Annotated in this window: 11 protein-coding genes; 1 reads left to right on the top strand and 10 read right to left on the bottom strand. The window is 62.4% G+C overall.

Features of this window, described 5'->3' with window-relative positions; translation table 11 throughout:
• Position 1: 1 nt before the first annotated feature.
• The 7 genes from VJS46_RS06540 to VJS46_RS06570 form a co-directional block, all read right to left on the bottom strand.
• A complete protein-coding gene (locus VJS46_RS06540) occupies positions 2-703 on the bottom strand; it encodes a CpsD/CapB family tyrosine-protein kinase (RefSeq protein WP_324058778.1) in 702 nt (233 codons plus the stop codon).
• 11 nt (positions 704-714) lie between these two features.
• Positions 715-2,067, bottom strand: a complete 1,353-nt coding sequence (locus VJS46_RS06545) for a GumC family protein (RefSeq protein WP_324058780.1) — start codon at positions 2,065-2,067, stop codon at positions 715-717.
• Positions 2,067-2,855 (bottom strand): SLBB domain-containing protein, encoded by a 789-nt coding sequence (locus VJS46_RS06550; RefSeq protein WP_324058782.1) that lies wholly within the window; start codon positions 2,853-2,855, stop codon positions 2,067-2,069. Before VJS46_RS06550 ends, VJS46_RS06545 begins: the two co-directional genes overlap by 1 nt.
• Positions 2,856-2,862: 7 nt before the next feature.
• The gene (locus VJS46_RS06555; RefSeq protein ID WP_324058784.1) at positions 2,863-4,071 is read right to left on the bottom strand and encodes an outer membrane beta-barrel protein; all 1,209 of its coding nucleotides are present in this window, start codon (positions 4,069-4,071) and stop codon (positions 2,863-2,865) included.
• A gap of 71 nt (positions 4,072-4,142) precedes the next feature.
• The gene (locus tag VJS46_RS06560) at positions 4,143-5,357 is read right to left on the bottom strand and encodes a Coenzyme F420 hydrogenase/dehydrogenase, beta subunit C-terminal domain (RefSeq protein WP_324058785.1); all 1,215 of its coding nucleotides are present in this window, start codon (positions 5,355-5,357) and stop codon (positions 4,143-4,145) included.
• Positions 5,358-5,397: 40 nt separating this feature from the next.
• On the bottom strand, positions 5,398-6,585 hold the full coding sequence (locus VJS46_RS06565; protein ID WP_324058787.1) for a polysaccharide pyruvyl transferase family protein: 1,188 nt from the start codon (positions 6,583-6,585) through the stop codon (positions 5,398-5,400).
• Between the two features lie 88 nt (positions 6,586-6,673).
• The gene (locus VJS46_RS06570; RefSeq protein WP_324058789.1) at positions 6,674-7,540 is read right to left on the bottom strand and encodes a hypothetical protein; all 867 of its coding nucleotides are present in this window, start codon (positions 7,538-7,540) and stop codon (positions 6,674-6,676) included.
• 195 nt (positions 7,541-7,735) lie between these two features.
• Between VJS46_RS06570 and welK the strand changes: the two genes are divergently transcribed.
• Positions 7,736-8,749: a beta-1,4-glucuronosyltransferase WelK gene (welK, locus tag VJS46_RS06575; RefSeq protein ID WP_324058791.1), complete on the top strand. Its 1,014-nt coding sequence runs from the start codon at positions 7,736-7,738 to the stop codon at positions 8,747-8,749.
• Here the strand turns inward: welK and VJS46_RS06580 are convergent.
• Genes VJS46_RS06580 through VJS46_RS06590 form a run of 3 tightly spaced genes read right to left on the bottom strand, consistent with a single transcriptional unit; the run spans position 8,718 to position 12,437 of the window.
• On the bottom strand, positions 8,718-10,223 hold the full coding sequence (locus VJS46_RS06580) for a glycosyltransferase family 39 protein (RefSeq protein ID WP_324058793.1): 1,506 nt from the start codon (positions 10,221-10,223) through the stop codon (positions 8,718-8,720). The two genes, welK and VJS46_RS06580, sit on opposite strands and share 32 nt — an antisense overlap.
• A complete protein-coding gene (locus VJS46_RS06585; protein ID WP_324058795.1) occupies positions 10,220-11,320 on the bottom strand; it encodes a glycosyltransferase family 2 protein in 1,101 nt (366 codons plus the stop codon). The genes VJS46_RS06580 and VJS46_RS06585 overlap by 4 nt, the downstream gene beginning before the upstream one ends.
• A 58-nt stretch (positions 11,321-11,378) precedes the next feature.
• A complete protein-coding gene (locus VJS46_RS06590; RefSeq protein WP_324058797.1) occupies positions 11,379-12,437 on the bottom strand; it encodes an acyltransferase in 1,059 nt (352 codons plus the stop codon).
• Positions 12,438-12,454: the final 17 nt, after the last annotated feature.

Here is a 12,454-nt window from a genome sequence, read left to right on the forward strand (position 1 = left end):
ATCAGGGCCCTTCATTGAGCACGATACCTGCAACACCCGCGCGGCTTGCCGCAAGCTGGCCGATCAGCATATCGGCATCCGCCATGAAGCTGACATGCTTGCGAAGCACCAGCAGCGCATGGCCAGCCGCCGCTGCGATCCTGAGGACGTCGGCATGGCGGTTTGCAGGCGGTGTGTCGGCAATGACCAGATCGAAATCCCGCATGCATCGGGCCATAAGGGCTGGGAACGATGGCCCGGAAAGCCTGTCCAGCGCCGCCGCGTCAGGACCGCCTGAATAAAGGATCGAAAGATTGGGAACTGCATTGCCCTGAATGAAATCGGCGCAGTTCCCATTTCCCGCCAGACATTGTGCCAGGCCCGCCACCGGCTGAGCCGGAACGATGAAATCCTGAACGGCAGGATCGCGCATATTGGCGTCGATGAGGAGGGTGTTCGCGCCCGCCCGTGCAAAGGCGACCGCCAGATTGGCCGCCATGAAGCTGGTGCCCGCGCCAGCGCCCGGACTGCACAGCGCGATGGCCCGCCGCCCCAGCCGCAAATGCCTTTCCATAAGCTGCGTGCGCAGCGACCGCAGCGCTTCCGCTCTCGCTCCGTGCGGATCGGCGGCCAGGATCACGCCTTCCGAAAAAGTGCATTGGCCGGGACCGCGGGATACTGTCTCGCTCAGTTCCTGAATATCGGCAATGGATTCAGTGTTCATGAGCATATCCCCTATGCATGACGGGGCCAGAATAGCGCCTGCACCTGCGCAAGAACGCCGTGCGGCCGCCGATCCTCAGGCCTCTCCATCACCGCAAGCAGCGGCACGTCAAAGCCATTCACCACGTCCCCCACGCTTCTGACGCGCCGCCCCAGCAATTCCAGCAACAACCCCGTGAGCCCGCCGATCGCCACCCCCAGCACCGCCGCTCCGATCAGGATCAGCGGCCTGTTGGGGAAAAAGGGCGAGGCCGGTGCAACGGCATTGCCAAGCACCGTAAGCCCCGTCTGATCGGCTTCCGATTCCTGCCGCAAAGCGCCGATGCGCTCATTGATCTTGGCCAGTTGGGCACGGCGAAGGTCGACCTCATCCTTCAATTTTCTCAGCGCTCCCAACTTGTCGCGCTGGGCGATCACCTTGGACCGCTGCGCCGCCACTTCCCGGCTGATCGTCAGCGCGCCAGTGCCCGCTGCCTGCAAGGCGGCCGCGCTCGCACTATTGGCCGCCGCCATTTCCCGCGCGGCCGACGCTGCGATTATCCGCCGCTGTTCCCTAAGCGCCTGCATCTGGGGATGACTTGGACCAAGCCGCTCTGCAGACTGCGCAATGGCGGCATCGATCTGGGCCAGTTGCGACGCCGAGCCTGACGCGACCGGGACAGCCGCCGGCAGTGCGGGCATCACCGGCGCGCTGCTTGCCGCGAGAGCCGCCAGGCGGACGCTGTCTATATCGCTATTATCCTCCTGCAGGACGATGTCATGCGCCTTTTCAAAGGCTGCCTTTGCCTCTTCGGCTTCAGTCAGTTTCGCACGGATCTCCGTCGCCTGCCGATCGAACCAATTGGCGTTCCGCAGCGCTTCTTCGCGCCGGGTCGCCCGGCTGATATCGACATAGGCGTCGCGCAGCGCGTCGGCCACGATGCGGGCAATCTCCGCATTGGTCGACCGGTAGCTGATCTCCAATATGTTCGTCCCCATCACCAGATCCGCCCGCGTCCGCGCAATGATCGAATCCGCCAGCCAGCGCCGGAAATCCGTCTGCTGCTCGGGCGGGAGACTGGAAAACTGAGCCTGCAGCACCGGATCGCCCGCCATGCCCAGCCGGTCAACCACTTGCCCAGCCACGCGATAGTCGCGGATGAGTTCGCTTTGTGTCTGGGTGTAGGTGCGGGCGAAGCTGGACGAAATCACCTCTCCGGTGACGGGATCGGGCTTGATGAAGTTCAACATCACGCGGGAAGTTGCCTCATAGCGAGGGGGCAGCAGAAATGCGACGAGGCTGGCCCCGATAAGCGACCCGGCCAGCGTCACGAAAATATAGGCCCGCCGCGCCCACAGGATGGCGAAGAACTGCTGAATGCTCATCAGAAATACCGCTCCCCGACAACGACGACATCCTCTGCCGCAACCGCGCTTTCCAGCCCGGCTCCCTTCACCTGCTTCCCGCCGCGAAAGATCTTGACGCGCTTCTGGGAACCGAGCTGCGTCAGCCCTCCTCCGCGCGCGAGCGCCTGCCGCACCGTCATCCCGTCACGCAGCGCATAGGCGCCAGGAGCATTCACCTGGCCATAAATGAAGAACTGCCCGGCATCAGGGACATAGATCTTGTCCCCCGGCTGAACCTGCGGATCGCTTGCCTCGCCTCCGGTCGCCAGTCCGTCCAGGCTGAGCTTGAGTTCCTCACCCGAAGCGCGGCGGAGCATCACATGGTCAGCGCCCCCCTCACGCTTGCCGCCCACGCGCGCCAATATCTCGGAAAGGCGATAGGTCCGGTCCACCGGCACTAGCCCAGGGCTCGCCACGGCACCCAGAACCGTCACATAGCGGCTGGCGTAGGAGACGATGTCGACGATCACCTGCGGCTTCACAAAATAGCCGCCTCGAGCCAAGGTGCCGCCAATCTCCCGTCCCAACTGCAATGCTGTCCGGTCGGCTGCCTTGACGCTCTCGGCATAGGGCAGAAGCACGGTTCCATCGGCCTGCACTTTCACGCGCGAGCGGTAGTCAGCAACGCCCACCAGTGAAACCTCGATCACATCTCCCACGCCAATGACATAGCCCGCATCCGTGACGGCCTCCTGGGCCAAGGCGGGATTGGCGCAACAGAGACCAAGAACGGCCAGCAGCCGAGACCAGATATTCAACCAGCTCATCTCATCCTCACAAACGGTAAGAGGCGGTCAGGCCGGCGCGCAGCCCGTCATAATCGAACAGGTCCACCGCCGCATCCCGCCGCTGATAATCGACATCCAGATTGAGCCCGACCCGCCGGTTGAGGGCATATTGAAGGCCCGCGCCCATGACATAGCTTCGATCCGAGCCCGGAGGCGTCACACCCGGCACCGCAGGGGAAGGCGCAAACCGGCGCCTGCGCCAGCTTCCCCGCAGATCGGCGTTAAGGCGCGGACCCAGGACATAGTGCACGGAAAGGCCCAGCCGATCCTGCCTGTAATAGCTTACATCCATGCGGTTCGAAGCCTCGACCGAGCGTTCGGCGGTCAGCTCAAGGGCCGCCCGCCCGCCCGGCGTCACGCGGAGTGCCGCGCCATAGGTGGGCCCTTCAAACCCCCGCACCCCCGGCAGGTCCGGATCGACATGAATATAGCCTGCCGACACGCTTCCCTTCAGCAGCGCCCCCCCCTCCCGTTCCAGGCGGAGCAGCCCCGATATGGTGCGGATGCCGTCCCGCCTCCCGGCGATGGAAAGGCGGTGGGGATAGGATTGATCGCTGGCACTTGCGAGCAGCGACAGCCGCCCCAGCGAGGGCTGGTCATAGGCAATTCCCCCGGTCAGGGTCAGGCTGTTCAGATCCGACCGCCGCCGCACTTCCTGCGCATTGCGGGAGCGGCGATAGGAAATCGAAGCGGCGGGCGATAAGCCAACGCCCTTCCTGCACTGCAATTCTCCATCCGCGCCGCTTACCTGCTCGACATTGCCCGAAGTGGCGGAAAAATCGTCCGCCAGTTCGCTAAGCCGCCGGGAGTACGTCGCACGCGCCTCGATCTGGCAACCTGCGCGCCGGAGCCGGACGCCGCCCGTTGCAGCGATCCTTTCGCTCTCCAACCGCTTGTTCCGCGAATGGAACTCATAGCCCACCTGGCTGTCCGCAAAGAATGCATGCTGATCGAATGGCAGCACGAGGGCGGCATTGGCAGAGGGCCGAAACTCCATCTCCTCCCGCGCCAGACCCCGCGCGGCGGCCTGCACCCTGCTCGAACGCGCAGCGTTGCTGTCATAGAAGGCGGAGGCGCCCACCCGAAGCTCCAGGGATCGCTCCTCCGGCTCCTGGCCCATCGCCGGGCTCGCCCATGTCATCAGGCACACCCCAAGGCGCGCCGCGCGCAGGCGCCCCTGGCCCGAAATCGCCATTCCAAATCATTCCCCATGTTCATTAGGCCCTTGGCCCTGGTGCGATCCGCGGGGCCGGGCCCCTCATGATGTCAAGGACGAGCCGCCATCACTCGCCGGAATGTCCCCGCAAAATTCCTCAACTTCTCCACAAGGCCCGCTCTCCGCGACGCCTCGTCCACCAACAATCCCTCCACCCTCGGCGGCTTCCGTCCAGCAAGCCGCATAGCGGCAAAACGCGCCTTCACCAGCCGCTTGCGCCGCGCCTGTGCAGGCTGCATCAGGACGATCTCGCCTTCCGCCAGCGGCGCGGCTTCCAATCGCCCGGAGGCAACCGCTTTGTCCAGCAAAGTTCGCCCCACAGTGGAGCGAACCATGATGAGGCTCCGGCCATCCTGCTCATCGAACTGCGGATAGCCGCTCTCGCCTCCATACCAGGCGTCGGCGCACGCAATATCGGCAGCGCCACCCACCGCATCGGGGCAGACCTTGCACCGGAACTGCACTTCCTTCGACAAATGATGGCCCCAGCTTCTAGCATAGCTCATCTGCGCCGTTTGCCCGTCAGCCGTCCGCGCCGTCGCCAGCCCTGGCCAGCCATTGCCCCGGTAGCGGAATTCGGCGAGAGGGGCATCGCCGAGACCCATTTCAGCCAATATATTCTCTGCACCGCGATGGCTCGGTATTCCCCCGCAGAAAAAGGACAGTTTCACGGGAATATGCCTGTCGACCCGAGCATCATGCTTTGCGAGTTGCCGCAGGGCTGAAATGTCGCAAGGCTTCCCCACAAAGGCGAAGCATCCGCCCCGCTCCAATTCCTCGATAATGGAGGCAAGAGGCGATGAAGCGGCATAGCGAGAGCCCGCCGCCGCCAGCACCTCCTCGGCGGTCCGTGACACGAGGATCCGGTTCCGGGTGGGAAAGGCCGGATCCGCATTCACCTGCACCACCCGATCGACCAGACCGCTTTCCAGCGCAAACAGCAGCAGCGCGGTTATCGCTCCGCCCGACGAACCGGCAAAGCGCACGGTTTCATCATGGGCATGGCCCGTCAAAATGGTTTCGGCCGGTCCCCAATAGGGAGAGGGCGGCAAGTCGCTTCGCCATGGCGCAACCCTGCTGCCGGGGCAGCTATCGGCAATGACCGCCTCGGCACGAGGGTCGATGGCCCCCTTGACAACGGGACGATTAAATCCGGGGGGAGCAACCGCCATCTCGATGGCACCGCCGGAAACACCTGCACATAATCCGCAACCAGAGCACAGATCATCCTGCAACACGCGCTGAACTGTTGAAGCCGCCTTCATCTATGAAGCCCGTTATTTCCGCAGAGGCGCGGCAGCAAACTCATATCGCAGCCAATTCGCCAGCCACGGCGAACTGCACCCGCAGTTCGTTGCGATAGCTCTCCAGCAGCGTCTCGATCTTCTCCATTCCCTTCGTAATGGCGGCCTTCATCTCCTGCCGCCGTTCCAGGCCGCCAATCAAAGTCTGCAAGGCATCTTCCGTCGCCCTGCCCTTCACCGGCAGCAGGAAATCATATCCCAGGGTTCCAAACAGTCCGCTGAACTTGCGGCTATAGGCCACCGGCACCACCGGCGTTCCCGAGGAATAGGCCGCGATGCAGGCGTGCATCCGCCCCGCCACCAGATAGTCTAGGCTGGAGATATAGCTCTTTGCCTCGCAAGGCCCGGCAAAATCGGGAACCCTTATGGCACCGGGAAACTCGGCAGCGAAACGGTCCGCCGCTTGCCCGTCATCATCCCCGCTGTCCTGCAGCGACGTCGCGTGGGATATGAGATGCACCTCAACATCCTCCCGCGCAACCAGGGCGGCCACGAACCGGCGCATCAACGCGCTATAATCCACCTGCAACCCAAAGCGGTTCCGTCCGCCTTCCGCCTCATTCAGGAGCAATCCCGAAACATTCACGCCCACGCGGAGCCTGGCGCCGCCGCGCTCCCCGGAGCGATCCTCAAAGGGCAGGGCAAAGGCCACATCCACCGACTGAACCGCCCTCGCGCGGGGTGCGAGTCGCTTTAGGATGTCAAAGGACTCATGGTCCCGCGCAACCACGCCGTCCGCACGTTCCATTGCCCACCGCCCCATCGAACGATAAGGCTGCCGGGTGAACGGCCCGATCGTTTGCGGAGAGAGTATAAGCGGCACACCCCGCACGACCGCCATAGCCTTGCTCCACCAAAGGAAGAAGAACCGCTTGAAGCCATAAATATCGGCAAAGCTGTCGCCTGCCCCGATGTCGAGCAGGCAGTTCTGCGCCCCGATGACGGACATTAGCTCCCTGGGATCGAGAAGCCTGCGGCTGTTCACTTCATAAAGCGATGCCTCATCAAGGCTGACATAGGCCCTGCCCTTGTCCGCCACACCGATGATCGTGAAGCGGGGCTCCAGCCCCAATTCCTCCGCCACCTGCCGCGCGATGGCCATATTGGCGATGGTCAGCGCCCCGACACCTAGATTTCCCGATTTGCTGCTGTGCCAGAGCAAGCCGATCTTCAATATCCTGCCTGTCACCTGCCCCACTTGTCCTTGCACAACGCAGCCCATGCCCGCTTAGCTCAACCCGCTCATGCTGAGTAGGGGCAATCATCCTTGCCGCGATTCAACCGCCCGCCTGCTCTCCGGCAGCATCCGCCACCTCATAGCCGGGCTGATAGCGGATATTGTCCTTGTGCCTCTTCATGATTTCCGCGAGCTGATTCTTGAGCGTGTCCGAAATCCGCTTCTGCCGAAGGTAGTTGAGCGCAAATTTCTGCGCTTCCTCCCCATCCACTGCCTCCGTGCGGATCTCGACGATCCGGTTCACGGAGAGCCCTCCCTCAACCGGCAGAATGAAAATCTCTTCGGCCGGCAGAGCTAGTATCTGCCTCACAAGCGCTGGCGGCGACTGCATTGCGTCCAGCATCCCTTCTCCCCGCTGGAAGCGAACCGCCTCTCGTGTCAGCACCAACTCGACCTCTTCCAGTGTCTTGAGTGGCTTCAGCTTCTCCAGCAACGCACTTCTCTTTCCCGTGGAAATGCGAATCTGGTCAATTGCAATGATCTTGCGTTGGGCGAAGAGATCCGGATTATCGGCTACATAGCGCCGTGCGTCCTCCGCTGTGGCCCCGGGCAGGTTCCGGGTCATCGAACGCTGCAATAGCGCCTCCAGCACCGCTTCTTCCGCCCTTTGCTTCAGCAAGCCAAAGTCAGGGCTTTCGTCCAGTTTCCGGCTTCTTGCTTCGCGGGCCAGCAGCTTCCGGGCGATGATCTGCTGCAATGCCGCCTGTTGCGCCCGTTCGGGATTTTGTCCGGCAGCGCCGCCGATCAAATCCATTTCGGCGGCAAGTTCCCGCTGCGTGATCTCAATACCGTCCGCAACCGCCACCACCTGCCCCTTCGGGACCGCGCTTGCTTCATCCTTGCCGCAGGCGGAAAGGCCAGCGACTCCGGCGATCAGCAGGACAAGACCCAAACCCCTTGTAAACATTGCGATCTCTCCAAATACGTTCGGTCGATTCACCATATGGCGAAAAGCTGTGCTAAACAGCTTCGACCTCAGCCGATTTGGCGGCATCCGCCGGGGACCGGAATGTTGCAGAAAAAAGTACAAATCGCCGCAAACATGCTAATGGGCCGGGAATATGCAAAGAACCGGACCCGAGAGGGCGTGAAGGCCAGAAGCATGCAGGAAACGGCTCCCAAGATATGCCTTGCGGGCTCCGGCGGCGGGCATGTGCGCCAGCTTCTCGATCTGGAACCGGCCTGGCGCAGCCTCGATACCTTTTTCATTACCGAAGACACGGCGCTCGGCAAAAGCCTGGCGGAGCATCACCGCTGTGCTTTCGTGGCGCATGTCGCCATGGGACAGGCGCGGCTGGGCGCTCCTTTCCAGATGCTTTGGAACGGCTTCAGGAATTTCTGGCAGTCCGCCGCTATTGTCCTCAAGGAGCGGCCAAAGGTGATGATCACCACAGGCGCAGGCGCGATGTTCTTCGCGACGCTCTGGGCCCGCCTGCTGGGCGCGCAGATCGTGCTCATCGATTCCTTCGCCCGTTTCGAGCGCCCCTCGCTTTTCGCCCGGATAGCCGCCCCGCTAGCGCATCATCGGATCGTCCAGTCAAAGGCGCTGGCCGGCTATTGGCCCCGCACCCATATTTTCGATCCGCTGAAACTGCTCGACGGCGACCGCCCGAAGAAGCAGCCACTGCTTTTCGCCACTGTCGGGGCAACCCTGCCATTCGACCGGCTCGTCCAGACCGTGACCGCCCTGAAAGCTTCTGGGCACATACCAGAGCGAGTCGTCCTCCAGGTCGGAAAAGGCGCGAAAAAGCCGTTTCCCGTAGAAGGCGTCGAGATCGTTGAGACGCTGTCCTTCGGTCAGGTCCAGAAGCTTCTCCATGATGCCGACATCGTCGTCTGCCATGGTGGAACCGGCTCCCTGATCACGGCGCTCCGTGCAGGCTGCCGCGTCATATCCATGCCGCGCCTCTTCCAGCGGGGCGAACATTATGACGACCACCAGGCAGAAATCACTGAAGCCTTTGTGGCGCGTGGCCTCATCTGGTCGGCGAATTCACTCGAGGAGCTGAAGACCGCTCTTGCCGACGCCCGCAGCGCTACACCGCGCATGGCAACGACTGACCCAGCGGAACTGATTGCCTATCTCAACGGCCTGTTGGAACCGCTGGCCGCCTGACATAAGCCACCACCAGCAGCACTCCGCGTCCATCCTTCACTTGCGCGATCGGCCGGTAACGCCGGACCAGTTCCGCACGCACCAATCGCTGCGTCGCCATATTGGGCTGATGAAAGTCGAAAGCGCCATCCACGATCACAGCGGGTCTGGCAGCGATGATCCGTTTCACCTCAGCCGCGGGATCGATACCCAGGCCGGTGGCTTCCGTCCTGATTGACAGGTGATTGGGAAAGGCAAAGCGCGTCGGAATACAGGCTCCGGTCAGTTGATACAGGATCACCGGCCCATGATAGACATAAAGGCACCGCCCTCCCCTCAAATGTGGCTGGATGGCGGCCGCCATGGACCTGATCTGCGCAGCAACAGCGCCGCTTGCCTCCAGCCGCCACTCATAAAGTTTCACATTGTCCAGCGACAGGTTGAGCAGCCATAAGGCCAGTGCATAACCGGGCAAATTGCCTCGCATCGCATAGCCCGCAAGCAGACATCCCATCGGCGCCATCACCAGCGCGTAATGGGGATAGGCAGCGGACAACACCGCAAAGGCAGCCACTCCTGACAGCAGCCAGCCAAGCAGGAACAATGCCGGCACCCAAGATCGCTGCTCCCGCCTGAACGCGCATTGCGCCACCGCCAACACAGCAGCGACGGCGAAAGGCCTGCCGAACTCGCGCCTTATATCCGCTATCCGGCCCGCCACAGCCACAGCGCGGTCGGGAGCCTTCTCAAAAATCGAAAAGATGTTGGCGAACAGCCACTGATCAAGCAGCCCAATGGCCCAATAAGTCAGGATAACGAGCAGCGTCGGCAGCAATGCCAATCCAGCCCAGAACAGCGCAAGCAAGGAAATGCGCTTCCACCCAAGTCCCGCTCGCCACCCGGCCCAGATCAGCGCCAGCCCCAGAAATACGCCCGGCAGCACAGCGGTGGGCTTCACCTGTATCGCCAGCCCGCAAAGCAACATGGCTGCCCCACCTGCGACAAGGAAGCGCTTATTGCTGGGCTTTTCGTCCACCACCAGCCGATGCGTCAACCACCCGGCGGCCACGATCAGCAGATTGAGAAAAACCTCGGCCTGCCCCCCAAAGCCCAGATGGCTGACCAGCAAGCCATTGTATAGCATCACCCCCGCAACGGCGCCGATCCAGCCTGAATAGCGCCCTATCCACAGCGCCAATATGCCGCTCGTCGCCGCCACAGCCAGCAGCGCGACAAGCTGATATTGGACGATCCCCTCGCCCCCAAGCAGCCTGATCCCGGCATAGAGCAGGAACAACCCTACGGGCTTTCGATCCCATATGTCGGCATAGGGCACCGCGCCCCGGTTGAGCATGTGATCGCCGACCAACAAGTAGAATTGCTCATCGGCATGGGCGACGATGTCACCAATACCCTGCCAGCGGACAGCCAGCGTGATCACCGCCGCCATCAGGATCAGGGCCGGGGAGGCAAGCCGCCCCCGCGCCAGGATCATTTCCGTTTCCAGGTCAGCACTGATGAGGTGGCATAATTCCACACGACGCCGATGGCCGCGCCTGCAATCCCCGCTAGCACCCACATCCTGCTATTATCATAAACGATCTCGCCCACGCCCACATTGCCGATCGCACCGACGGCGCATACGGCGTAGAAGGTCAGCAGGCCTCGTACGAATTGCCAGCCGCGAAGCTGCATGTCGCGGTAGGTGAGCATGTTGTTGAGCATGAAGTTGAACGTCATCGCCACAAAAACGGCGAGCGACTGAGCGTGCCGGAAATCCTGCCCGCCAAGGTTGAGCGTAAGCCCCAGCACTGACAGATGGACCAGCAACCCTACGCCGCCCACCGCCGCAAACATCAGGAAGCGGACGGGCAGGAAATGCCCGAACATCTTTTCGAGCAGCAGGATAAGGAACTCCTGCCCCACCTTGGCATCGAGCTTGCTCTCCCCCGCCTCCCGTGCGCGGAAGGTATAGGGCACCTCGGCCGTTCGCAGCGGGTGCGGAGCCGAAGCCAGCAGGTCCAGCAATATCTTGAAGCCCACATTGGACAGATTGGGCAGCGCCGCTTCGAACGCCTTGCGGCTGACAGCGAAGAAGCCGCTCATCGGATCGCTGACCTCTGTGCGCATCACCTTCTGCGTCAGCCAGGTCGCGCCGCGGGAAATGCCGGCGCGCCGCTCATCCATGTCACCGGTCGATCCTTCTCCGGCATAACGCGTTCCGATGGCGATGTCCGCCTCGCCCGCGAGCACCTTGTCGATCATCCGGGGCAGCACAGTCTCGTCATGCTGCATGTCGCCATCCACCACGGCCAGCACGGGTGCGGCACTCGCCAGCATTCCCTCCACCACCGCGGAAGACAGCCCCCGCCGCCCCACGCGCTGTACACAGCGGACGCGCGGGTCGAGCAACGCAAATTCCCTTACCTTCTTCGCTGAGCCATCGGGCGAGCTGTCGTCGACGAAGATGACTTCCCAGACATAGCCGCTCAGCACCTTGGCCAGCCGTTCCAGCAAGGGCGCGACATTGTCGGCCTCGTTGAATACGGGCACTATGACCCCGACCTGCAATGCGCGCGTCCCAGCCTGCATGATGTTCCCTGAACTCCCTGAATTCGGCCCCTAGAACATCATTGGCCGCAAGGGAAGCTCAGCCAGCCAGGGCACGGCGCGGAAGAGACAGGTTCGCGATCCAGCCGCGTGCAGGATTTTCAAACCAGAAATAGGAACCATAGGCGACCGGCAGCACCAGGAGGCCGCAAATGGCAATGGCGGCATTGGCGCCAAAACCCGCACTTGAAAGGACAGGAAAGCCCACCGTCCGCACCAGCGGATGAAGCATGTAAATGCCATAGGTGAGCGTGGCCAACGGGGCGACGAGCGCCGGAAGCCGCCGCTCCCTCCCCACCTGGTCGGCGGCAAAGGCCACCGCCGCCAAGCCATAGGTCAGCGCCAGCATCACCCCTCGCCCGGCTTCCTCCACGATGCCGGCACCAAAGAGCAGCAGCATGCCCAACAGCAGAGCGTCAGCAAAGGGAAGCCTTTTCAGCACATCGCGATAGGCCCACAGGCTCATCCCGAACAGGAAGCCCGGCACGGCCCGGACCACGCCCAGGCCAAAGGTCAGCTTGTGCCAGGGCTCTGCACCGGGCAGCCAGGGCTCGGCAAATCCCAAGAGCGCGATCCAGGCGAAAGCGATCAGCACTGGTAGCGCCCGGTGGATGCCTGGCAGCTTCAGGAACAGCGGGAAAAACAGATAAACCGTCATTTCCGCACCAATTGACCAGCTCACATGATTGAAGCCGTGCCCGGCGCAAAGCCCATGCGCCTGCAGGAACAGCAAATGGGAAGCGACGCATTCCGGCCGGTATTTCTCCGCCTCCCAGAATGAATAACCAAAGGCGAGCGCCAGAAATCCGGCAAGGAAATAGAACAGCAGTGTGGCATAATGCAGCGGCGCCAGCCGGGCGAACCGCCGCTTGAGGAATTTCCCAAAATCAAGCCGTCCCTCATAGGCGCAGCTTATCACGATGCCCGAGATCACGAAGAACAGATCGACCGCGAACGTCATGTTGCCGAACTGCGTCATCGCCCAGCCAGGACCGGAGGCAAAGATCCACTGATTGCGGAAATGATAGACCACCACCATCACCGCCGCCAGAAACCGCAGCGAGTCCAGCCGCAACAGGAGACCGCTTTCGCTCCTCAAGCCCAGATAGCTTGGCC

The sequence above is a fragment of the Rhizorhapis sp. genome (assembly GCF_035276005.1).
GTDB lineage: Bacteria > Pseudomonadota > Alphaproteobacteria > Sphingomonadales > Sphingomonadaceae > Rhizorhapis.

Bases quoted from the DNA above. Each gene is read 5' to 3' on its own strand.
- VJS46_RS06555 (WP_324058784.1), bottom strand. From the start codon at position 4,071: ATGGCGATTTCGGGCCAGGGGCGCCTGCGCGCGGCGCGCCTTGGGGTG.
- VJS46_RS06570 (WP_324058789.1), bottom strand. From the start codon at position 7,540: ATGTTTACAAGGGGTTTGGGTCTTGTCCTGCTGATCGCCGGAGTCGCT.
- VJS46_RS06560 (WP_324058785.1), bottom strand. From the start codon at position 5,357: ATGAAGGCGGCTTCAACAGTTCAGCGCGTGTTGCAGGATGATCTGTGC.
- VJS46_RS06550 (WP_324058782.1), bottom strand. From the start codon at position 2,855: ATGAGCTGGTTGAATATCTGGTCTCGGCTGCTGGCCGTTCTTGGTCTC.
- welK (WP_324058791.1), top strand. From the start codon at position 7,736: ATGCAGGAAACGGCTCCCAAGATATGCCTTGCGGGCTCCGGCGGCGGG.
- VJS46_RS06545 (WP_324058780.1), bottom strand. From the start codon at position 2,067: ATGAGCATTCAGCAGTTCTTCGCCATCCTGTGGGCGCGGCGGGCCTAT.
- VJS46_RS06540 (WP_324058778.1), bottom strand. From the start codon at position 703: ATGAACACTGAATCCATTGCCGATATTCAGGAACTGAGCGAGACAGTA.
- VJS46_RS06585 (WP_324058795.1), bottom strand. From the start codon at position 11,320: ATGCAGGCTGGGACGCGCGCATTGCAGGTCGGGGTCATAGTGCCCGTA.
- VJS46_RS06580 (WP_324058793.1), bottom strand. From the start codon at position 10,223: ATGATCCTGGCGCGGGGGCGGCTTGCCTCCCCGGCCCTGATCCTGATG.